At 62.8% G+C, this 21,194-nt stretch carries 24 protein-coding genes, 4 pseudogenes, 1 riboswitch and 1 other annotated feature; of the genes and pseudogenes, 12 read left to right on the top strand and 16 right to left on the bottom strand.

Annotated elements, in window-relative coordinates; genetic code table 11:
* The 3 genes from VSX60_RS19690 to VSX60_RS19680 form a co-directional block, all read right to left on the bottom strand.
* Positions 1-487: PLP-dependent cysteine synthase family protein (locus tag VSX60_RS19690; protein ID WP_442873131.1), on the bottom strand; the 487-nt coding region annotated here is incomplete at its 3' end.
* Between the two features lie 330 nt (positions 488-817).
* Positions 818-1,216, bottom strand: coding sequence for a cupin domain-containing protein (locus VSX60_RS19685; protein WP_327625960.1), 399 nt, complete (start codon positions 1,214-1,216; stop codon positions 818-820).
* 50 nt (positions 1,217-1,266) lie between these two features.
* The gene (locus VSX60_RS19680) at positions 1,267-1,524 is read right to left on the bottom strand and encodes a hypothetical protein (protein WP_327625959.1); all 258 of its coding nucleotides are present in this window, start codon (positions 1,522-1,524) and stop codon (positions 1,267-1,269) included.
* Positions 1,525-1,867: 343 nt separating this feature from the next.
* Between VSX60_RS19680 and VSX60_RS19675 the strand changes: the two genes are divergently transcribed.
* The 5 genes from VSX60_RS19675 (at position 1,868) to VSX60_RS19655 (ending at position 6,141) form a co-directional block, all read left to right on the top strand.
* Positions 1,868-2,230 carry a D-Ala-D-Ala carboxypeptidase family metallohydrolase gene (locus VSX60_RS19675; protein WP_327625958.1) on the top strand — a complete coding sequence of 121 codons (363 nt, stop codon included), beginning with the start codon at positions 1,868-1,870 and terminating at the stop codon, positions 2,228-2,230.
* Positions 2,231-2,411: 181 nt separating this feature from the next.
* Entirely contained in the window at positions 2,412-3,707 is a 1,296-nt protein-coding gene (locus VSX60_RS19670; RefSeq protein WP_327625957.1) for a cation:proton antiporter, read from the top strand.
* 429 nt (positions 3,708-4,136) lie between these two features.
* On the top strand, positions 4,137-4,574 hold the full coding sequence (locus tag VSX60_RS19665) for a hypothetical protein (RefSeq protein ID WP_327625956.1): 438 nt from the start codon (positions 4,137-4,139) through the stop codon (positions 4,572-4,574).
* A 21-nt stretch (positions 4,575-4,595) separates the two neighbouring features.
* Positions 4,596-4,745 (top strand): DUF2190 family protein, encoded by a 150-nt coding sequence (locus VSX60_RS19660; RefSeq protein WP_327625962.1) that lies wholly within the window; start codon positions 4,596-4,598, stop codon positions 4,743-4,745.
* Positions 4,746-4,842: 97 nt separating this feature from the next.
* Positions 4,843-6,141, top strand: coding sequence for an IS701 family transposase (locus VSX60_RS19655; RefSeq protein ID WP_442873130.1), 1,299 nt, complete (start codon positions 4,843-4,845; stop codon positions 6,139-6,141).
* A 45-nt stretch (positions 6,142-6,186) separates the two neighbouring features.
* On the opposite strand, the gene VSX60_RS19650 is transcribed toward VSX60_RS19655, so the two are convergent.
* On the bottom strand, positions 6,187-7,269 hold the full coding sequence (locus VSX60_RS19650; protein ID WP_327625955.1) for an IS630 family transposase: 1,083 nt from the start codon (positions 7,267-7,269) through the stop codon (positions 6,187-6,189).
* A 114-nt stretch (positions 7,270-7,383) separates the two neighbouring features.
* Positions 7,384-7,977, bottom strand: a complete 594-nt coding sequence (locus VSX60_RS19645; protein WP_327625954.1) for a cold-shock protein — start codon at positions 7,975-7,977, stop codon at positions 7,384-7,386.
* 426 nt (positions 7,978-8,403) lie between these two features.
* Between VSX60_RS19645 and VSX60_RS19640 the strand changes: the two genes are divergently transcribed.
* Positions 8,404-8,844 carry an ABC transporter ATP-binding protein gene (locus VSX60_RS19640; protein ID WP_327625953.1) on the top strand — a complete coding sequence of 147 codons (441 nt, stop codon included), beginning with the start codon at positions 8,404-8,406 and terminating at the stop codon, positions 8,842-8,844.
* A gap of 1 nt (position 8,845) precedes the next feature.
* Positions 8,846-10,273, top strand: a complete 1,428-nt coding sequence (locus tag VSX60_RS19635; RefSeq protein WP_327625952.1) for a C69 family dipeptidase — start codon at positions 8,846-8,848, stop codon at positions 10,271-10,273.
* Positions 10,274-10,391: 118 nt separating this feature from the next.
* On the opposite strand, the gene VSX60_RS22640 is transcribed toward VSX60_RS19635, so the two are convergent.
* From VSX60_RS22640 to VSX60_RS19590, 8 genes and pseudogenes are all read right to left on the bottom strand, one after another.
* On the bottom strand, positions 10,392-10,802 hold the full coding sequence (locus VSX60_RS22640; RefSeq protein WP_442873129.1) for an LLM class flavin-dependent oxidoreductase: 411 nt from the start codon (positions 10,800-10,802) through the stop codon (positions 10,392-10,394).
* Entirely contained in the window at positions 10,799-11,779 is a 981-nt protein-coding gene (locus VSX60_RS19620) for an ABC transporter substrate-binding protein (RefSeq protein WP_327625951.1), read from the bottom strand. Before VSX60_RS19620 ends, VSX60_RS22640 begins: the two co-directional genes overlap by 4 nt.
* Positions 11,780-11,783: 4 nt before the next feature.
* Positions 11,784-12,518 carry an ABC transporter ATP-binding protein gene (locus VSX60_RS19615; RefSeq protein WP_327625950.1) on the bottom strand — a complete coding sequence of 245 codons (735 nt, stop codon included), beginning with the start codon at positions 12,516-12,518 and terminating at the stop codon, positions 11,784-11,786.
* The gene (locus VSX60_RS19610) at positions 12,505-13,272 is read right to left on the bottom strand and encodes an ABC transporter permease (protein WP_327625949.1); all 768 of its coding nucleotides are present in this window, start codon (positions 13,270-13,272) and stop codon (positions 12,505-12,507) included. Before VSX60_RS19610 ends, VSX60_RS19615 begins: the two co-directional genes overlap by 14 nt.
* Positions 13,273-13,311: 39 nt before the next feature.
* The gene (locus VSX60_RS19605; protein WP_327625948.1) at positions 13,312-13,923 is read right to left on the bottom strand and encodes a YkoF family thiamine/hydroxymethylpyrimidine-binding protein; all 612 of its coding nucleotides are present in this window, start codon (positions 13,921-13,923) and stop codon (positions 13,312-13,314) included.
* A riboswitch (TPP riboswitch) is annotated at positions 13,913-14,019 on the bottom strand. (Overlaps the previous gene by 11 nt.)
* Before the next feature lie 266 nt (positions 14,020-14,285).
* A pseudogene (locus tag VSX60_RS19600) lies at positions 14,286-14,393 on the bottom strand (IS5/IS1182 family transposase); the annotation flags it as partial.
* Positions 14,394-14,432: 39 nt separating this feature from the next.
* Positions 14,433-15,702, bottom strand: a pseudogene (locus VSX60_RS19595) (IS3 family transposase).
* Positions 15,264-15,418: a sequence feature (AL1L pseudoknot), on the bottom strand. (Overlaps the previous pseudogene by 155 nt.)
* Before the next feature lie 48 nt (positions 15,703-15,750).
* Positions 15,751-16,374: pseudogene (locus VSX60_RS19590) on the bottom strand (P-type ATPase); the annotation flags it as partial.
* Between the two features lie 187 nt (positions 16,375-16,561).
* Between VSX60_RS19590 and trxC the strand changes: the two are divergent.
* The 4 genes and pseudogenes from trxC to VSX60_RS19570 all read left to right on the top strand — a co-directional run.
* On the top strand, positions 16,562-17,008 hold the full coding sequence (gene trxC, locus VSX60_RS19585; protein WP_327625947.1) for a thioredoxin TrxC: 447 nt from the start codon (positions 16,562-16,564) through the stop codon (positions 17,006-17,008).
* 100 nt (positions 17,009-17,108) lie between these two features.
* On the top strand, positions 17,109-18,026 hold the full coding sequence (locus VSX60_RS19580; protein WP_327625946.1) for a J domain-containing protein: 918 nt from the start codon (positions 17,109-17,111) through the stop codon (positions 18,024-18,026).
* The gene (locus VSX60_RS19575) at positions 18,023-18,361 is read left to right on the top strand and encodes a hypothetical protein (protein ID WP_327625945.1); all 339 of its coding nucleotides are present in this window, start codon (positions 18,023-18,025) and stop codon (positions 18,359-18,361) included. Before VSX60_RS19580 ends, VSX60_RS19575 begins: the two co-directional genes overlap by 4 nt.
* A gap of 14 nt (positions 18,362-18,375) precedes the next feature.
* Positions 18,376-18,818: pseudogene (locus VSX60_RS19570) on the top strand (transposase); the annotation flags it as partial.
* A 2-nt stretch (positions 18,819-18,820) separates the two neighbouring features.
* Here the strand turns inward: VSX60_RS19570 and VSX60_RS19565 are convergent.
* The 3 genes from VSX60_RS19565 to VSX60_RS19555 are packed head-to-tail and all read right to left on the bottom strand — an operon-like array spanning position 18,821 to position 20,596.
* Positions 18,821-19,537: an RES family NAD+ phosphorylase gene (locus VSX60_RS19565; protein ID WP_327625944.1), complete on the bottom strand. Its 717-nt coding sequence runs from the start codon at positions 19,535-19,537 to the stop codon at positions 18,821-18,823.
* Complete coding sequence (locus VSX60_RS19560) at positions 19,537-19,950, bottom strand: MbcA/ParS/Xre antitoxin family protein (RefSeq protein WP_327625943.1); 414 nt, start codon at positions 19,948-19,950, stop codon at positions 19,537-19,539. The genes VSX60_RS19565 and VSX60_RS19560 overlap by 1 nt, the downstream gene beginning before the upstream one ends.
* Positions 19,951-20,008: 58 nt before the next feature.
* Entirely contained in the window at positions 20,009-20,596 is a 588-nt protein-coding gene (locus VSX60_RS19555) for a site-specific integrase (protein ID WP_327625942.1), read from the bottom strand.
* A gap of 288 nt (positions 20,597-20,884) precedes the next feature.
* On the opposite strand from VSX60_RS19555, the gene VSX60_RS19550 reads away from it, so the two are divergent.
* Positions 20,885-21,194 (top strand): hypothetical protein (locus VSX60_RS19550; protein WP_327625941.1); only part of this gene is annotated, 310 nt, incomplete at its 3' end.

The raw sequence follows: 21,194 nt of genomic DNA, 5'->3' as shown, positions 1-21,194 counted from the left end.
TCTCGTGGATGCGGGCGTTGGCCTCTGTCTCGAACTGGCGGGCAAGGAACCAGCCGTTCGCTTCGGCCAGTTCCACAGCCTTGCGATACATGCCGACGCCCTTTTCCGCGCGCGGTGTGAGCACGACCTTTGCACCCATCATCCGCATCAGCTTGCGGCGCTCGACCGAAAAGCTGTCGGCCATCGTCACCACCAGCGGATAGCCCTTCGCCGCGCAAACCATGGCCAGCCCGATGCCGGTGTTGCCCGACGTCGCCTCGACCACCGTCTGGCCCGGGCTAAGGCTTCCGTCCTGCTCAGCCTCCTCGATGATGCTGAGCGCCAGTCGGTCTTTGACCGACCCGGCCGGGTTGAAGGCCTCGACCTTCACGTAGATATCTACCCCGGCTGGCGCGAGTGAATTGATCCAAATTGCAGGAGTGTCTCCGATGGTTTCGAGGACGCTGGCGAAAAGCTTGCCGCGTCCCTGCGTTGTGCGTCTCGTCATGGCGTCCATTGATTTTCTCCGTTTCCTAAAAGGATCTGCGGTATTTTGTGCGTGTTCACGCCGCTAATGTGTGTCGTTGGAAACCGCCGTTGCGTGGTGGCTATGGGCGAGACCTTCGGGGCTTTCTGAAAGGGCATGCCGCTGTACCGGTCCGAGCGGCCGATCAATGCTGATGTTTAAACGGCGCGAACAAGATCAGTTCGACCCAAAGCGTGAATTGCGGGCTATTCGCTCCAGAATTGTTGACAACGTGCATGCAAGATTATTCCCATGGTTGGCCCGCTCAGGGGCCGTCCAGCGGTTGTCTGCCGCCGCCCGGTTCCGCGGCTATTACTGAAGGAACTCGGACTTCGGAGGGCTGATCTGAAAAACGATTACCTCAACCGGCTCGTCGCTTTCATTGATCGCCCGCATCGGAGAATTCAAGGGCTCGGCAATTGCTTCCCCGGCAGCGACCTGGCGCCGTTCCTGCCCTTCGAGCTCCATCGTCAGCGTCCCCTTTGCGATGTAGAGGTAAACCGGTGACGGATGGGTATGCCAGGCGGCGATCGTTCGCGGTTCGATCATCGCACGGACCACCCGCACTTCCAGCTCTCCTTCCGGCATATCCAGTGGATGCGCCAGCACCTGACTCAGCTCTGAGGCTGGGCGGTCGATCTCGGTCATTTCGGTCTGGGCGAAGGCGGCTCCAGAAATCAGGATCACCGCACATGTCAAAGCGCGTATCATGTTAATCTCCAAGGGTTTTCAGGGTGATTCAAGCCGAAGTGAGTGGCCCGTCAGTGTTGGTGCTCGGGCGGCGCGAACAGGATCATCTCGACCCGGTCGGCGCCTTCGACGTAGGCGTCATGCCCCGGCGGGATTTCGAAGAAGTCGCCCGTGCTGATGCGCGTCTCGATGCCCGTGTCGATCATGCGAACCACGAGCCGGCCCGTGATGCAGTAGGCGGTGTGCCGCATGGGGCAGGAGACGGGCGAGCCGAGCAGCGGCTTCTCGTCGGCCTCCCAAGTCCACCCGGGTTCGAAGATCGCATGCATTCCTGCGCTGCCATCGGCCATCTTGACGATGGAGATGCCCCCGCGATGTTTCATGTCCAGGAGTTGATCAGGCGTTTCGAACCGTCTTGTTTCTATCGCATTTTCTTGCATCGTTCTCTCCGTTCCCCTTTTGGCTCTTCCGAAGCCAGCGCAATTGTACTCGGTGAACCTAGGGTATTCGCTTCGGCAAAGCATGACGGAGTTCTGGAGATTTCCTGTAGAAGCCGATGATTGTGCTGTATGTTCGCGCATAACAGGGACTTGGAGATTTCCCAGTCGACGCGGAGCGAGTTCAGCTTAGCCGCGCGATAGACCAGCGCGGCTGGAGCCGCAGGTTCTTTCCGTGTTGATCCATCTTGTCCGAAACCGCGATCGCATGGTGACGAAGGACGAGATCGTGGCTGCGGTCTGGCAAGGTCAGGCGGTCTGGCGCGACGTGCCGGAGAATGCCTGGCGCTGGCGCAACTTTTCGCCCGCCGAGATCGCGTGCCGAGGCACCGACAAGCTGCTGGCGTTGCGTGACCGGCTGGGCAAGCCGCTGATCGTCCGCTCGGCTTATCGCAGTCCCGAACACAACCGCGCCGTCGGCGGCGCTACGCGCTCGAAGCATCTTGACGGAGCGGCTTTCGAGGAGGCGGCCCGGGAGGTCGGATTTCACCCGCGTTCGGGCTTCATCCATGTCGACCTTGGCCCTGAGCGCCTGTAGGGCGACCGATTGCCGGTCCGGAAGGCCGCCCCCTTCGCGACCGAGGCCCGGCCATCGCGCGAAGTACTGACCGGAGACCTCAGGCTCGGAGAGGCTGACGCCGCAATACTCCTGGCCTCGAAAATCCATTCAATTGCTGTAACCGATTGCAGCGAGGTTCCGGTACGGTGCACACAAGGCCATGGAAGATGCCCGTTTCGGTTTTGATGCCTATCACATCCTGCTCGTCGCGTTGGGCGCGAGCCTGCTCGTTTCGTATTGGCTTCCACACCTCCTTGTCCGAAGGCCGCCTGCGGCGACAGCCTTCCTCATGGCCTGCGGGATGGCGGGTTCGCTGCTTTTCCCGGGTATCGTCGCCGGGATAAACCCCACGGAGAACCCGGTCATTTGGGAGTTTGCCGCCGAAATCGTGGTGATCGTCGTGCTTTTCGCGACAGGGCTGCGGATCGATGACCTGGGCGGGCGGCGACTCTGGTGGCCAACCGTCAGGCTTCTCGCCATTACGATGCCTCTCACCATCGCGGCCGTCGCACTTCTCGGCTGGAGCCTCGCGGGGATGACGGTGGGAGGAGCCATCCTGCTCGGGGCCGTGCTCGCGCCGACTGACCCGGTGCTCGCGGGTGATCTCCAGATCGGTCCGCCGCTTGAGGGCAAGGAGCACCCGGTCCGGTTCGCCCTGACCACCGAAGCCGGCTTGAACGACGGCCTTGCCTTCCCGTTCGTCTACCTCGCTCTCCATGTCGCCTCGCAAGGATCAGACCCGGCCCTCTGGCTTGCCGAATGGCTTGCGTGGGACGTCCTCTACCGCATCCTCGTCGGCACCGTTCTCGGCGGCGCCATCGGCTGGCTGCTGGGGCGCATCCTTGCGGTACCCGCCTGGAACACGGTCGCCGCCTCGGGCCCCGGCGTCCTCGCTCTGGCCGGGGTGTTTCTCGCCTACGGGCTCGTGGAACTCGCCGAAGGCTACGGCTTCATTGCTGCCTTCGTCGCGGGGCTGGTGTGCCGGCGGGTAGAGGCCCGGCACCGGATCCACCAGCATCTCCATTCCTTCGCGAGTTCCATCGAACACGCAATAACGGCCATCCTTCTCGTGCTCCTCGGCAGCGTCATGCCCTCACTATGGCCTTATCTCGATTGGAGCCACACGGTCATCGGCTTCGGCCTGATCCTGGTGGTCAGGCCTATCGCGGGGATGCTCGGACTGCTCGCAAGCCCGCTGAGCCTGAGGGCGCGAGCCGTCGTGGCCATATACGGGGTGCGCGGGATCGGATCGCTCTACTACCTCGGATATGCGTCGACCCACGTCGAGTTCATTGATGACGGGGAACTCTGGGCGGTTGTGGCGTTCACCATCTTCGCTTCCACCGTCATTCACGGCCTGACTGCGACCGCGACGGTCGAGATGCTGGATCGAGAATATGCCGAAAGGGGCAGCCCGGAGTCCGATCGGGGCGTGGAGATCCCGAGGCGCGAATGAGGTCGGTTTCCGCAGAGCGTTGGGTGTCGCGTTGCCCTACTAAAGGCTGTCCCAAGCAGCAGGAGCCCGATGGTGAACATCGTCGTAGGACAGGGCGCGAGCCCAAATACCGACGGCTGGATAGGTATGGCCAGCGAGCCAGCCAAACGCCGGGTATAAGAGCGCGGCAAACGCCGCGAGGCCGAGGCCTGCCACCGTGCGGGCGGCGCGTCGTGCCGCTATCCGAAAGAACGTCCAGAGGCGCGGTCTCGATCGGCTATCTGGTCCGCCGCTTCGAGGTCTCGAAACCGGAAGCCGCCCGCGAACTCTGGCGGGCGGTCGACTGTAAGCGCCGCGAGAGGCCACTGTTGAAGGATGTCGGGAGTTTCGCCTTCCATATTGACGGATTTGACGCGGGATGATGCCGTCGCTCGATGAGCGAGGGTGATGATGAGCATTGAAGATCAACTGCAGGAGAAGCTTCGTAAGGTCGAGGCGCTCTATTTCGGCGCCGGGACAAATGGAGAGCGGGACGCGGCCGAGGCGGCCGTTCAGCGTCTGAAGGCCAAGCTTGCCGAGATCAACCGACGGGATCCACCGGTTGAGATGCAGTTTTCAATGCCCGATCCCTGGGCCGTCAAGCTCTTCGTCGCCTTGTGCCGGCGCTACGGCATCCGGCCTTATCGCTATCCGCGACAGCGCCGGACAACGATCATGGTGCGGGCGTCGCGCGGATTTTTCGATGCCGTGGTCTGGCGCCAATGCTCCGAGATGCATACCGACCTTTGGCTACATTTCGAGGAGACCACCGATCGATTGATCCGCGAGGCGGTGCATTCGGATACGAGCGATGCCGAGACGGTACCGACGCCGATCACTGCCCGCTGACGATCAGACGGCCGTTTTCAGATCGGCCCTCGTCTTCGGCATGCCGCCGCCTCCGGCGATGGCCTGCTCGTCGGCTCGATCTTCGGCATCGCCGCCGGAGATGTCGCCATCGGCGAGACTGTGGAGGCCACTCTGGTCGGCGTGTTCGACCCGAAGAAGGTTGCAAGCTAGCACTACTTTGGCATATTTTTAGCGCGCGAGGATTTTAGAGATTCCCAGGATGGGTTTTCGATGATTCATAGGAGGTCGGCTTTTTGGAGGACCGGCCATGGACAGGAACTGGCAAGCTGAACTGGAGCGCTGGCTGACGCCGTTTTCCGCGGCGCTTCGGCACAAGACGCGGGCACGGATGTGCCCGGCCTATATCGCGGGGCTGATTGGCCCTGGCGATCGCAAGAGCATTCAGCCGATGGCGGCACGCGACGGCGGCGTGAGCTACGATCAGCTTCATCATTTCATCGGCAGTGGCGTTTGGGATGCAGCGCCCCTCGAAGCAGCGCTTCTTGTCGAAGCCGACAAATTGGTCGGCGGCGACAGTGCTTGGTTGATCATCGACGACACCGCTTTGCCGAAGAAGGGGCGTCACTCGGTTGGCGTTGCGCCACAATACGCCTCCGCGCTTGGGAAGACGGCCAACTGTCAGTCTCTGGTCTCGGTGACGCTGGCATCGCGCGAGGTGCCGGTGATGGTAGGGCTGCGGCTGTTTCTGCCGGAGACCTGGATAAACGATCCCGAGCGCATGGTGCGGGCTCGCGTACCGAAGGATCGACAGGCTGCGGTGACAAAACCGGAGATCGCGATCGAGGAGATCGACCGTGTCATCGCCTCCGGCGTGCGTTTCGGCTGCGTGCTCGCCGATTCAGGATATGGATCAAGCGGGCCTTTCCGCCAGGCTTTGAGCGGGCGCGGCCTCAAATGGGCGGTGGGTTTGTCGCGCCGCCAGAATGTCTACCCAGCCGAAATTGCCCTGATCTTTCCTGTCGCCAAAACCGGAAATCGCCGCAAATACCACATTCCTGACCAGCCTCCGGTTTCCGCCGAGACGATGTTGGCCGGAGAGAAATGGCGAAAGGTCAGCTGGCGACAGGGCACCAAGGGCCGACTGTCCTGCCGCATCGCCGCCCGCCGTGTCCGGCTTGCCGATGGCCATAGGCACAGGATGCACGACGGCCGCGTCCAGGCCATGCCTGGCGACGAAGTCTGGCTCGTCGGCGAGCGGCGGTCGACCGGAGAGCAGAAATACTACGTGTCGAACCTGCCGGGCGATGCCACCATCAGGATGCTCGCCGCTGCCATCAAGGCCAGATGGATCTGTGAACAGGCGCACCAGCAACTCAAGGAAGAGCTTGGGCTCGACCACTTCGAAGGCCGATCCTGGATGGGATTACACCGGCATGCCCTGATGACGATGATCGCCTACGCCTTCCTCCAATCCCGCCGCCTCAAAGCAGCGGGACGGAAAAAAAAGAGTCACAGGTCCACCGCCACAACCCAGCATGCCGGCCATCAGGCAAGCTATCCTCGATCTCTTCGCACGACCTCCGCCCCTGCGATGCCCTCATTGTGAAATGCTCATCGCGGAAACCGATAAACCAAAAGTGCCAAAGTAGTGCTAGTGGATTGATTCCAACGTTTGGAACCCGCGGTTTCTGGCGGCGATGATGGCATCGGGATCGGCTTTCCAGGTGAATGGTTTCGGGTCTTCGGCATTGTATTCGCGGACGAAGCGGTTGATGGCGGCCTGGAGATCGACGACGGAATGGAAGACGCCGTGCTTGAGCCTGCGGCGGGTGAGTTTGGCGAAGAAGCCCTCGACGGCGTTGAGCCACGAGCATGAAGTGGGCGTGAAGTGGAAGGTCCAGCGCGGATGGCGGACGAGCCAGGCGCGGACCTTGTCCTTCTTGTGCGCGGCGTAGTTGTCGAGGATCACGTGGATGGCCTTGCCTGCCGGCACCGCGCGCTCGATGCGATTGAGGAAGCGGATGAACTCCTGATGGCGGTGGCGCTGCATGTTCTGTCCGATGACCGTGCCGTCGAGGACATTGAGCGCAGCAAAGAGCGTCGTCGTGCCGTGGCGTTTGTAATCATGGGTCATCGTGCCGAGCCGGCCCTTTTTCATCGGCTGGCCGGGCTGGGTGCGGTCGAGCGCCTGGATCAGCGATTTCTCGTCGACCGACAGCACCACGGCATGGGCCGGCGGATCGACATACAAGCCAATGATATCAGTAAGCTTCTCGGCGAATGCCGGGTCGTTGGAGAGCTTGAAGGTCCGCCAGCGGTGCGGGCTGAGACCGTGCGCCTTCCAGATCGCCTGCACCGTCGACGCCGCAACGCCGGCGACCTTCGCCATCGCGCGCAACGTCCAGTGGGTCGCCTCGAACGGCGGGGGCTCCTGCGTCCGGCGGACGATCTCGGCGACGCGCTCCGGCGGGACCGGCGTCCTGCCGGGCGGACGCGACCGGTCGCGCAGCAGGCCGACGACGCCTTCGTGCAAGAACCGCTCCTGCCAGCGCCACACGCAGGTCTTGGACTTGGCCGTAGCGGCCATGATCGCCGAGGTTCCCAGACCGTCCCCGCTGAGAAGCACGATACGCGCCCGCCACACATGCTTCTGCGGACTCTTGGGGTCCGCTACGATCGCTTGCAATCGCTGACGGTCGCGGTACGAAGGCGTGAAGGAGATGCCGCTGCGCATCCGGCAGACTCGCACGTCACAGCCCGATACGGAATCCCCAATCGGACTCTTTCGATCCGATCAATCCACTAGAAGTGGCGGACTCAATCCGTTGATTTTCATAACTTCGAAATATCAGGCAATACGCACTGAACGTGCCTCAAGTCCTTTGGCACCTTCTGCGTATTGGACCCAAACAACTTGTCCTTCTTCCAGGATGGCAATGCCAGATCGACCAAGCGTCGAGACATGTACGAAGATGTCCTTGCCCCCATCCATCTGGCCGATGAAGCCAAAGCCTTTGTCGGGATGGTATAACTTGACGACCCCCTTCACCTCACCGACTACAGGTCGGTCGCTGGAAGAGCTCTCCGGCTGGCTATGTGGTGCCCGCCTGCTCGCGGATGCCGGAGCAACATCCAGAACCTCCGCAACATGGGGGCCCTTGTCGCCCGGCTGGATGACCACCTTTATGGCCGTGCCATCCGCAACGGTCTTGTAGCCCGCAGCCTCCAACTGCCGGATGTGGAGAAAAGCCTTGCCGCCATCGGGAGTCTGGATAAACCCAAATCCCTTGTCGGAATTGAACCACAGCACCTCCGCATCCACTCCGTTGGAGAGGCTCCTCGATGGCTGTTTCTGAAAGAAGCTGGGTTCCTGAAAGTTGTGGTCGCCCTCGTCGCTCCATTCGGAACGATGTGATCCACGGCGGTCTCGGTTCTTGGCCATTTGCAGTCTCTTGTTGCTCTGACTGAAGCATATTGAAGACATCGTGCACTGGCCAAGGGGTCAACGCGTTCAATACCAGGCACGCCATTGCCCTGGACGAACGATCGGCAGCATCGCTAGCTGCGCGGCGGAGGTGCGCACCGAGCAATTGAAGCTCGGCAGCCTTCTTCCGTCCGACCTTGGCGCCCGCTTTTGGACCGAGACCAATCCGATTTGCAAGTTCCGAACGCTTCTGGGCGTAATTCAACGTGACGATACCACTGGCCGGGTTTTAAACCGGCGCGGCCGGCCAAAACGGCGCCGCTTCGTGGTCTCACCGCCCTACACACCACGAATTGTCCGGCGGGCAGGCACGACGGCGTCGCCCGCGCCCTCGCTCTCAACCCCAAGCTGAACATCGCGGATGAACCCACCGCTGGTCTCGATATGTCAGTCCAGGGCGAAATCCTCAACCTGATGGCCGATCTTCAGGCCGAGCACGGGCTCGGCTACCTGATCATCACCCATAACCTTCCGGTAGTGCGCCATATCAGCGACCGTCTGGCCATCATGGATCTGGGCCGCATCGTCGAGGAAGGCCCCGCCGACGATATTTTCAACGCGCCAATGCACCCTTATTCCGAAACGCTCGTGAATGGCATACCGCAGCCGGATCCCGACGAGCGACCCACGCATGTGTCGATCTCGGGCGAGGTTCCGAGCCTGCTGAACCGCCCGAAGGGCTGCGATTTCGTAGGTCGCTGTCCCTATGCGAAGGATCTCTGCCGGGCCGTGAGACCACCGCATCTTTGTGAGAACAACGGGCGGATCCATGCCTGCCATTTTCCGCTGAACCAGCCAGCGGAACGCCTGCGAAAGGGAAAATGAATTGAGTTACGGCATCTATATCGGTCGGTCGCATACGGCGACCGGCATCCCCTATCTCGCGGGCTACGGGGACGAGCCGTCCAGCCATTGGCTCGACATCTACCCGCGGCAGGACCACACAGAGGGCGCGACAATCACGGTCGGAGTGACGCCGCAGGCGGACATGCCGGGCCATCTGTCGGGAATTCCCCAGGCGCCCCGGACCTTTCGCAACATGCGCGTCAACTACAGCCACTATCTCGGCGTTCCGGCGCCGCTGACCAACGGGGGGCTGAACGAGCATGGGGTCGCGGTGCGTGATATCTGGTCGAACTCCAGCAAGGCGCTCGTCGAGATCACGCCTAAGGATCAGACCGGGCCGAACTACTCCGATCTCGCGCGCATCGTGGTGGAGCGCGCGCGCTCGGCGCGGGAGGGAGTCGCTCTGATCGGATCGCTGATCGCCAGTCATGGCTACTCTACCTACGGGGGCAATTCACACATCATCGCCGACCCCGATGAGGCATGGGTGGTGATCGAGTTTGCCGGCGGACTGGGCCTCTGGGTCGCGGAACGCCTTGGCGACGACAGCATCCGAGCGTCCCGGCCGGGATACATCGGGGTCATTCCCGAGGCGCCCGACGCGGACTTTCGGTTTCCGCCGCATTTCATCAGCACCGCGCGTCAGCGGGGCTGGTACGATCCGTCCGAGGGTCCGTTTGACGTCAACCGCATCTACGGAGATGGGAAAGGCCCCTGGGTGGGTGCCGTATGGATCGAGGAAGAAATGCACAGCCGTGCGTCGCGCCGCGAAAAGATCGGGCTCGCCGACGTGTTCTGGTCGATTTCGACCGAACGCCTGACCGGCGACACAGCGGGCTACGGGCAGGTCGTGCCTCTGGAACATCCCGCCCATCCCGAACTGAGGATGATGTGGCATGCCCCGGTCGGCCCGGTTACTGCCCCACTGATGCCTGTCTGGCTCTGTCAGACCTCGGTGCCGCCAGCCTATCGTCAGCACCGCTATCTGACCTCGGGCGAGAGCGCGCGGTTCCTTGATCGCCGGAAAGAGACCCAGAACCCAGAAGTCGTATCGCGCGTCCCTCAAGGGATCGAGACCGCCGACTCTGCGGCCTACGAATTCAAGCGGCTGATGCACCTGGCCTTTCAGGAACAGGAAAAGCTGCTCGGCGACGTGGGCAGCCACTGGCGCAATATCGAGGCGCTGATCTGCGAGGAGCTCGCCGCCGTTCAGGAGAGCGCTGCGATCCTTTGCGATGCTGGCAAGAGCACGCTGGCGTCACACCTGCTGACAGAGTTCAGCGAAAGATGGTTCGATCGCGCCCTTGCCGACTGCAAGGCGCTCAGCGCAGCAGCCTACGTGACCTTGCGGGCTTCTGACAATCTGAACCTGACCGACGTTCCCCTCGCTCCGCCTCAGGTGTGGTGACGCGGTTCACGGGCGGGGACGAGGTCTTTGGGTCAGCGGGTCAGCGGGTCCACGCGGAGTATTTCAAGATTTCCGAGGACGGCATGGTTGATATCAAGGTATCAGTACTGGACTATGCTCAGGCACCCGCCGTGGCGAGATCGTACTGGACGGATTTGGCGGCTCCGGCACCACTCTGATCGCGGCCGAGCGCACCGGCCGCGTGGTGCGGCTTGTGGAAACGCCGGGCGAGGTGAAGGGGATGGTTGAAGCTGGTCGAGGCGGTACCGATCAGCGTCAGCCGATCGGTCGCTCCGGCCAGCGCCGCCAGTACCATGAGCGGATCGAGCGTCTCGGACGGATGATGCTCTGGACGGTCCTGCAGGCAGAGGCTGTCACCCAGAAAGAGGCCGTCGAACCCGGCGGCCTCTGCCTCCCGCGCGCAACTCAGCCAATGCGACAGTTCGAGCGGTGCGGTGGCGCGCATGCCGGGGCTGCGCCAGGCCGCCTCGTGGCTGCCATGCCCAAACAGGACCGCATTCAGGATCACTCGTCCATCCAGCTCTGGTCGAACCAGTCCGCGACATCTCCCGGCCACTCCAGCGGTGCGCCGCTCGGGTCCTTGAGAACGCCGCTGTCGAAGAGGAATTGCGCCATCTCGGCGAAACGATCGGCGTCGATCTTGCCCACGGGGACGTTGCTGTCCCGCATGTAGCCGCCCGCGACGATCTTCTCCATCGAGCCTCGCACCAGCTCCGGGTTCGGGAAGTCGCCGGCGGCGATCAGCAGCTCCGCCGCTTCCTCGGGATGATCGACCGCCCATTCGTATCCGGCCTGCGTCGCTTTCATGAAGACCGTCACCGTCTCCGGATCGTCCTGCAGGATCTCGGCACGGGTGCCGATGTAGCCATTCTGCTGATCGGGGACGCCGTAGTCGGCGTAGGTGAAGGAAGACTGCTCGCGCCCCAGAAGCTCGCTGTTCACGCCTTCCCAGGTCGCGACCTCGAGCGTGAAGTCGACGCGCCCCGTCGCCAGCGCCTCGTATGCGCCGGTGCCCAGCGTCACCGTGTCATAGACCGGCTCGCCTCCGTCGTTGCGGATCATCGTCCCGATCAGGGCGTCCTCCCAGGCGCTGCCGAAGCCGGCATAGGTCTTGCCCGAGAGATCCGCCGGGCGGGTGATCGCTTCGTTGGCGCTGTTGTAGACCAGCCGCCCGGCCTCGTGCTGCATCGTGGCCCAGAGGGCGATGATGTCGGCTCCGGCGGGGCGCGCGCTCATGAAACCGAGCGAGGTCATATAGGCGAAATCCGCGACATCGGCGGCCAGCAGCGCGGTCGAGCTGGTGTCCGAATAGGGCAGGATCTCCACCTCCAGCCCGGCCTCGTCGTAAAACCCGCGGTCGCGTGCGACGATCAGGCCGACGTGGTTGGTGTTCAGCGTCCAGTCGAGGGCGATGGTCACCTTTTCCCGGGCCTCGGCGGCGATTGGCAGGGTCAGGCAGGCTGCGAGCAGCAGATTGCGGATCATCGTATCACTCCTTGAGTAGCAGGGTTCTGAGGGTCGTGCGGATTTCGGCCAACGCCACTTCGCTCCGCCTCTCGCGGGGGGTGGTGATGGGGATGTCGGCGACAAGGGGGCCCAGCCGCGCCGACATGACGAGGATGTGGTCGGCCATCTGTGTAGCCTCGTGTAGATCGTGGGTAACCATCAGGACACCGCGCAATGTCTCGGCCAGACGAGCGCAAAGCCAGTCCTGCATCCTGAGCCGCGTCACGGCGTCCAGAGCCGAGAACGGCTCGTCCAGAAGGACGAAACGGCTGTCCTGCACGATCGTGCGCAGGAACGCCGCGCGCTGGCGCATGCCGCCCGAGACCTGGTCGGGATAGAGATCTTCGCATCCCGACAGCCCGAACGGGACGAACAGGTCCGCGACCTTCTCGCGCGCGGCCCTGCGCGGCAGTCCCGCCATCTCGAGCCCGAGCGCCGCGTTGTCGGTGACGGTCAGCCAAGGAAACAGAGCGTCGCTCTGCGGCTGATAGCTGATGCTCGGATGCGGGCGCAGGATCGGTGCGCCGTCGAGCGTGACCCTGCCCTTTGCCTCGATGCCGGGCGGCAGGATGCCGGCGAGCCATTTGAGCACGGATGTCTTGCCGCAGCCCGAGGGCCCAATCAGGCAGGTAATCCGCCCCTCCCGAAGCTCGCACGAAAAATTCGTGACCAGCGTCCGCGCCTCCACCCGGACCGTCAGCCCCTCAACCCGCAGCATCGCGCCCTCGTCGGTGGCCGTGTGCGGTGAGTCGTTCGATCAGACGCAGCGCACCCAGGAGCAGCAGGGTCAGGCCGGCCGAGACGACGACGGCGGCAAGCACGAGATCGGCGCGGAAACTGTTCTTGGCGGTGAGGATGTAGATCCCGAGCCCTTGCCGCGCGCCGGCATACTCGGCGAAGATCGTCGCGACAATGGCATAGGTGGCCGAAATCCTCAGCCCCGCGAAGAACGACGCCCGCGCCACCGGCAGCGTCGCACGCCGAAAGATGCGGAGTTTGCCGGCCCGCATCGAGGTCAGGAGATCCAGATAGGCCTGCGGCACCTGGCCGTAGCCCGACAGCAGGCTCACGAGGATCGGGAAGAAGGTGACCAGGATGACCAGAAGCACCTTGGGCAACAGCCCGAAGCCGAACCACAGGATCATCAGCGGCGCCAGTGCGACGAGCGGAATGGTCTGGCTGGCGACGAGCAGCGGCATCAGGCCGCGCTGGAGCCAAGGGCTGAAATGCAGGGCGACAGAGGCGGCAAAGGCGAAAAGGACCGAAGTGGAGAAGCCCAGCGTGGCGACCCAGATCGTGCTGAGCGCATGGGGCCCGATCCGCGCGCGCTCGACGATGAGGGATCGCAGCACGTCCGTCGGCGCGGGCAGCACCAGCGGTGAGACCCCGGCAAGCGCGCAATAGACCTGCCAGGCCAGTAGAAGCGCCGAAGCGATCAGCACTGTCGGCAGGATGTGTCGCAGGGATTGCATGACGTCTCCGGACGCGAACCGGCTGTGCGACGGGCGGGGTCAGGCGAAGCTGGGGCTGTTGACGGAGGCTGTCAGGTCGATCGTGACATGTCCCTCGGCAGGACCGAAGCGCAGGAACGCCTGCCGCACCGTCTCGAACACCGCGCCTGCATCGCCGCGCAGCCGCGTGCAGAAGTTCTTGGACTTCAGGAAAGTGCCCGAGCCTTTCAGAAACTCGATGCAACCGTAGATCTCGTCCATGTGGCGGTCCTGGCCCAGCACGTAGAGCGAGAACTGGACGTCGATCCCGACGCCGAGATCCGGCGCGCCGGCGACCGCGTCCCGCGCCAGAGCCTTTCGCTCCTCGAAGGTTTCATCCTGTGCGCGCGCCAGCGTCTCGCAGCGGCAACTGGGATCGTCGGGTTCACCGTAACATCCCCGCGACAGGGTGACATGCATCGTGACATGATCGGGCTGCCGCGCGGCGGCAGCAAACAGATCCCGGATCGCGTCGATCAGCGGATCGGGCGCGCCGACCATCAGGGTCGACATGTCGTCCGTCTCGATCCGCAACTCACTGTAGTAGGGGGTTAGAGCGGCGAGCCCCGATGTGATTACGTCCACGAACTCCGACGTCATCGGATAGAGCGACACCTGCGCGCCTATGAACATGTTTCCTCGCTCCGCCGGCATTACCCGGATCAGCTGTGAAGGGTTCGCGCGGTCTCGCGCATCTCAGCCCCGAACGGAGCACCCCTGGCCATGTCCGCAGATATGTGGCCAGTCGCAGCAGAATGTCAATTCGAGACGAGGCGGATCGTTCTGGCCTCGAATAACTGCGCCCGCCGCACTGCGACCGAATGTGTGCGATGCAGCATCAGTCATAGTGGGCTCCGAGCGGTCATCCGCTATAGCGGTGTTTCTTGTACGTCGGCGCGGTCCTGCTCATGCCCCCCCCAACTACACAAAGATCCTTGCCAAGGAAACAACGTGACATCGCCCAAAGTAGTGTTAGAGTCGGTCCGGAAAGTTATTCATTTCAAACAGAGCCTTCGCATCATGAAGCGGATAGACGCCAGTTTGAGGAAGGCGAGCGCGCTGCGCGACAGGTTCTCGAAGTCTTTGGACAGCCTGCGGCATTGAACCGCCCCGGGTTTCCCGGAGACCGTTTGGTTTGAGTTCTACGCGGCGATCGGCATGGCCTCAAGCTGGGCGTAGTATGCGGCTTCCGCCTCGGCGGGAGGAATATTTCCGATCGGCTCGAGCAGGCGGCGATTGTTGAACCAGTCGACCCATTCGAGGGTGGCGAACTCGACCGCTTCGAAGCTTCGCCACGGGCCGCGTCGATGGATTACTTCGGCCTTGAACAGGCCGTTGATCGTTTCGGCCAGGGCGTTGTCATATGAATCTCCGACGCTTCCGACAGAAGGTTCGATGCCGGCCTCGGCCAGACGCTCGGTGTAGCGAATACTGACATATTGGGATCCGCGGTCGGAATGGCACACGAGGCCACCGCCGGCGAAGGGCCGCCGGTCATGGAGCGCCTGCTCCAGGGCGTCGAGGACGAAGTCGGCGTGGGCCGTTCGTGAGACGCGCCAGCCGACAATCCGGCGGGCGAAGGTGTCGATAACAAAGGCCGCGTAAACGAAGCCACGCCAGGTGGCGACGTAGGTAAAATCGCTGACCCACAGGGCATTCGGCGACGCAGCCTGAAACTGCCGGTTCACCAGGTCCAGCGGACAGGGCGTAGCCTTGTCGCTGATCGTCGTCTTCACCGGCTTGCCGCGAACGACGCCCTTCAGGCCAAGGCTTCGCATCAGTCGGGCAACGGTGCGGCGGGCGACATCAATGCCTTCACGCTTCATCTGGCGCCAAACCTTGCGAACGCCGTAGACGCCGAAGTTCGCTTCGAAGACACGGCGAATATCCTGGCAGAGTTCGTCGTCGCGACGTTCGCGGGCCGGGCGACGATCAGGATCGCGGTTGCGAGCCGCGTGCTCGTGATACGTCGATGGGGCGATCGGCAGAGTGAGCCATGTCGCGCCATTGGTCCGAGCGACAATGGCGAACGGCAGATCGGCTCGACCCCATAGACGTCACGATGGTTGTCGATGAACGTCGTCATCGTCTGAACGGGCGGTCGAGCTCCGCCTGAGCAAAATACGCCGATGCCTTACGCAGGATCTCGTTGGCCTGCCGCAACTCGCGGTTCTCTCGTTCGAGAGCCTTGATCCGGTCGCGCTCATCGCTCGTCTGACCGGCGCGAACGCCCTGGTCGCGTTCGGCCCGGCGAACCCAGTTGCGCAGCGTCTCGCCGGCACAGCCGATCTTCGCCGCAATCGACGATATCGCCTCCCACTGCGAGGCGTGTTCGCCTTGATGCTCCAAAACCATTCGGACTGCCCGCTCGCGGACCTCCGGCGAATATCTCTTCGATGTCTGTTTCGTCATCATGACCCCATTCAGGAAATGAGGTCTCCGGGAAACCCGGGGCGGTTCAGTGCTGTCGGCCGCCCGGCGATTGGCGCGCAGGTCGAAAGGTTCGCCCGCGTTGGTCGAACCGCTCATCACGTCTTGCCCATGCTCCAGACGCACGGGCATCGACTCGCCGGTCAGCGCCGACTGGTCGACCATCGCGCGGCTGTTTTCGACTGTGCCGTCGACGGGCGCCACGTCCCCCTGCCGGATCAGCAGAAGATCGCCAGGCTCGACGTCATCCAAGGGCACGTCGTCGAGCGCGCCGTTGCGGTGGCGCGTCGCGGTGCGAGGCACACGAGAGAGAAGATCGCTCATCTCTCGTCGGGCGCGACCCTCGGCGAAGCTTTCAAGGAAGGTTCCCCCCGAATACATCAGCGCCACGACCGCCGCCGCGAGCGTTTCGCCAAACAGCAGTGCCGCCGACATCGACAGTGCGGCGACGATGTCCAGCCCGACCTCGCCTTGCCGCAGACTCCGGACGATCTCCACGACCAAGGCGGCGAGGACCGGCAGGATACCCGCCGCCCAGATCGTATCCGCCAGTTGCGACAGATCGGCAAATGTCAGGCCGAGCCCCCCGACAAGGCCAAGGAATGCAACGGTCAGCAGGGCGGTGTTCAGACGATCGTGGAGGATTGAGTTCAATGGATACCCTGTCCTGGATTCAGCTGCGCGGCTCGGCCATCGGGGTTGGCAGACTCAACCGGGCGGAAGGAGAACGGAATGACCGAGACACGTGTGGTCNTGAGTTCAATGGATACCCTGTCCTGGATTCAGCTGCGCGGCTCGGCCATCGGGGTTGGCAGACTCAACCGGGCGGAAGGAGAACGGAATGACCGAGACACGTGTGGTCTGCAGCAAGTGCGGCGGCGTCAACCGCTTGCCGCCGTCGCGATCGGCCAGCGGCGCCAAATGCGGGAAATGCGGGGCGAAGCTGTTCGCCGGCCATCCCGAGGATGTCGGCGCGGAGAATTTCGACCGCCAGATCGCGCGCGGTACGGTTCCGGTTCTCGTCGATGTCTGGGCCCCCTGGTGCGGACCATGTCTGGCGATGGCGCCCGCTTATGAGGCCGCGGCGCGCGATCTGGAGCCGCGGGTCCGCATGATCAAGCTCAATTCGGAAGCCGAACAGGGGGCCGCCTCTCGCCTCAGTATTCGCGGCATTCCAACGATGATCCTGTTCCTCGACGGGCGGGAGGCGGCCCGAACCTCGGGTGCGATGTCGACCAATCAGATCGTGCAATGGGTGCGTGACAAGTTGCCGACTGCGGCGGCTTGAACCTGCCATCCATCGGCGCGGCAACAGAGGCGTCGGAGTGTTGCCCAGTACCGATAAAAAACACGGGCATTCGAGGCATGGTTGGCATGGAATCAGTTGCATGAAGGACCCTTACGAGACCCTCGGCGTCGACCGCTCCGCGACCAGCAAGGAGATCAAGGCCGCATTCAAGAAACTGGCGCGCAAGCACCATCCGGATCTGCATCCGGGCGACAAGGAGGCTGAGAGCAAGTTCAAGGAACTGTCGGCGGCGAACGACCTGCTCAAGGACCCGGAAAAACGCCGGCGCTTCGATGCGGGCGAAATCGACGCCAGCGGAGCCGAGCGCCCGCATGAGCGGTTCTATCGCGATTTCGCAGACGGCCCCGCCTACGCTTCGCACGCCGCACAGGACGGATTTTCGAGCAATGAAGTTCTGGAGGAGTTTCTGTCCCGCGCGTTTTCGGGCGGAGGACGACGAGCCCAGGGCACGTTCAGGGCGCGTGGACAGGATGTGAGTTATGCGCTCCCGGTGGCTTTTCTGGATGCGGCCAATGGCGCGACGCGGACGATCACATTACCCGAAGGCAAGACCTTGCAGGTCAAGATCCCCGAAGGTGCAGCCGACCGGCAGATGCTGCGGCTGAAAGGGCAAGGGATGCCCGGGTTCGGCGGTGGAGCCCCGGGCGACGCCTATGTCGAACTGCATGTCCAGCCGCATTCGTTCTTTCGCTCCAAGGACGGTAACATTCACGTCGACGTGCCGGTCTCCTTGACGGAGGCGGCCCTGGGCGCCCGGATCGAGGTGCCGACCATCACCGGCCCAGTCAAGGTGACCGTTCCGAGGTGGTCCAATACCGGCACAACGTTGCGGCTTCGCGAGAGAGGAATCCGCAACCACAAGACCGGTCAACGCGGGCATCAGCTGATCACCCTCAAAATCGTCCTTCCCGCGGCCGAGGAGCCCGAACTGGTCGCGTTTCTGGAGACATGGGAACCAAAGAACCGGCTAGACCCGCGCAAGGAGATGCTGACATGATGGGTATCGACGCGCTTGTCGCGGCCATCTCGGCGCTGCAGCGAAAGGATCTCGAGACCTGGCTTCGCGATGAGCTCGTCGCGGCGAAGTCGGATGCCGGGACGCTCGCCTTTTCGGACATGGAATGCGCCCGGATCCGCTTCATCTGCGCGCTGCATTACGACCTCGAGATCGACGCGGAGACCCTGCCGGTGGTGTTGACCTTGGCCGATCAGCTCTACGAGACAGGACAACGCCTGTTGTCGCTAACCGCCGCTGTCGCGGCGCAGGACGAGCCCATCCAGAAGGCGATCATCGCGGCTTTGTCGCCGAGCAACCTGGACTCGCCTCGATAAAGTGGAGAGCTCTTCTGAAGGAAAGAGGAGCATTTCATGGGCAAGTCACTCGCCGGTTCGGGAAGGAATTCGAGGTGGAGGCTGTGCGTCTGGTCGAGACGAGCGGGCGTACGCAGCGCGAGATCGCCGAGGATCTCTGCGTCGGGCTGTCGACGCAGCGCCGCTGGCTGGGCGAACGGCCGGGAGCGTGATCTGGAAGCACCGCCTCCCGAGCGGCAGGAGAGGACCTGGCGGCCGAGCTGAAGCGGCTGCGGCGCGAGAACGGGGTCCTTCGCCAGGAACGCGAAATTCTGAAGAGGGCCGCGACTTTTTTCGCCAAGGAGGGAAGTCGATGATGTTCCATCTCATCGATGAGGCGAAGAAGGAGTTCCTCGTCCAGCGTCTTTGCAAGGTCCTCAGCGTCAACCCGAGCGGCTACTTTGCCTGGAAGGCGCGCCCAGCCTGTCGGCGACAGCGCGCTCACGAAACATCGAGGCTGTACACGTCGCCACTCCCTGCATCGCGATAAAAGTCCACGCGATTGCCGTCCCAGTGGTAGTCGAGATGACGGCCCTGATGAGCGCTTGCTGCTGCGTTAGGCCGGAACAAACCCACGCATTTTCCGCCGTCGCACCGTACGCTTGGATAGACGATACCATTCGAGCGGGCCTGACGTAGCCTGCCTGCGATCCGCTGGCTTTGACTATAGTCATCTGGGTCGAGGGCGACATGATATGTCGGTTCGCCTGATCGAAAATCATGGAGATCCGCCGTCACGGCCAACAAAATTTCCCGGAACTGCGACGTCCAACCAGCAGCTTCACGAGTTCGGGCCATGAAGCGCGCATGGTGATGGATGGTCTCAAACAATGCGACCTCGAACCGGTCGCCAGCGTAAAGCACGCCAAACGTACCGTCAGAAAAGCGGCTGGGCCTATCAGTCGTTACGTGCGTAAACGGCGCCATCAGATAGCTGGCGCCGGGGCCGCTGACGCGGTGCTCGGGCGCGACGAGATCGAGATTGCCGATCGTTTCCATCAGGCGTGGATTGGTCTTTTGTTCGGCCGAGATCAAAAGCGGCCAATCGGCGGGATCTGCGATATCCTCAAACAGGTCGATCGGTGGATAGAGGCTGCGGATGATCCGCCGCGCGTCGGGCCAGTCTATATGGGAGACTGGAATGTCAGAAGGATCCATCACCAGCCGCCGCGCTCGGCGTCCAGATATCGCCGCACGCGCATCAGATCGGTCAGATCGCCGCCGAGCATGACGTCGAGCGCGGACGCGTCGTTGAATCGGTCGTTGGGCGCCTTGATCCAGGCATAGCCGCGCTGCGGTTCTAAGAAGATGATGCGAAGCGCCTTATGGATACCGATGATGTTCGAAAGGCGTGTCTTGGTGTCACGGTCGAGGCGACCTGGCCCGTCGGCCTTCCACCGACGATAGGTGCGCACCGGCAGATCGAGCAAGGTCGCGGCGTTTTCATCGGTGATTTCCCAAAGGCGGAAAAGATTGATCGCCGCACGAAACAGCGCCCCGCCTTCCTCGTCGGTCAATGGCGAGGGGACAAAGTCCCTTGCCCGCGTCTCAATCAGATTTGCCGTCGACATTATTATCTCCTGCCAATCTGCCCAACATAAGATTGTTAATGCCATTTGGCAATACGCGTCACTCGGTGGATCGATGATCGGGCGGGGCTTGGCCTCGGCGGGCGCGTTGACGCGGCGGAGTCGCCCGGCCTTCCATCAAATCGTCGATTTCATCGGCCACGCGGTCGGCAGTCATTCGAAGCGCCTCGTCGATATGAACGTAGCGCTGTGTAACGCCGCGCGCGGAGTGCCCGAGCAGCGCCGCGATCGTCAGTTCAGAAAAGCCAAGCTCACCGGCAAGGCTCGCAAAGGTATGGCGCAACGTGTGAGGCGTGACGTCCTCAAGCCCAGCTTGTTGGCAAACGCGATCGAGAACGCGCACAACACCGATGAAATGCCCGTCACCCCAATCGGCTGGAAAGAAGAATTTTGAATTTGTTGCGGGTTGATCGAGCAAGACATCGATCGCCGCCTCACCAATCACGCGGATCTGAGCGCCGCTCTTGGTGTCGAGAAAACGGACCGCGCCGTTTTCCTCGTCGAGCCAATCCCGCTCGAGGCCAAGCCCTTCCATGCGCCGAAATCCCGTCAAGATTAGGAAGCGGATGGCAGCGAGCCCGGTCGGATGCTCGCCTTTGTCGGCGGCAACGCTCAGCGTCTCGCCCAACCGCCCGATTTCGCTTCGGCTGAGATGCCTCTGGCGCGGTGTGCTGGCAAGCCGGCGCACGCCGCGAGCCGGATTTGTTTCGATTTCACCGAGCCGGGCGGCATGTTCAAAGATGCTATGCAGCGTCGACACGGTCCGCGACGCGACGCCGGCGCCGCCGGTCGTGGCACCACCTTTGCCGCCTAGGCGCTTCCTTGCAGACTTGCCTGCGGCGATATCGGCCTGCATCCCTTCGATGTCACCGAGGCTGAGCGATCGCACCTGCTTCTTGCCGATCAGCGGCTTGATGTGCTGTTCGATGCGACTGCGATCCATGGCAAGCGTGCTCGGCTTGATCGGGCGGCGACGTCTCCCCAGAATACGACCCGATTCGGCGTTCTCGGTGAACCAGTCGCAAATCTCTGCAACGCTTCGAGCGACACGCGACGCTTTATTCACATCAGCCGGATCGGTCCCTTTCGATACAGCGACGAGCTTCTCGCGGGCGATGAGAGGTGGCTCGGTTTGTCTGAACAGGCTCGACGGCTTGATAAGTGGATCGTCTGCCGGGTTTTATGCCGCTGCGAGAAGCGGTTGATTGAAGTAGGCGTGGTCCGGA

Source organism: Aurantimonas sp. A3-2-R12 (assembly GCF_036016755.1).
Lineage (GTDB): Bacteria > Pseudomonadota > Alphaproteobacteria > Rhizobiales > Rhizobiaceae > Aurantimonas > Aurantimonas coralicida_A.
The sequence above is the reverse complement of the archived record's forward strand: the minus strand, read 5'-3'. Positions and strand labels throughout refer to the sequence as shown.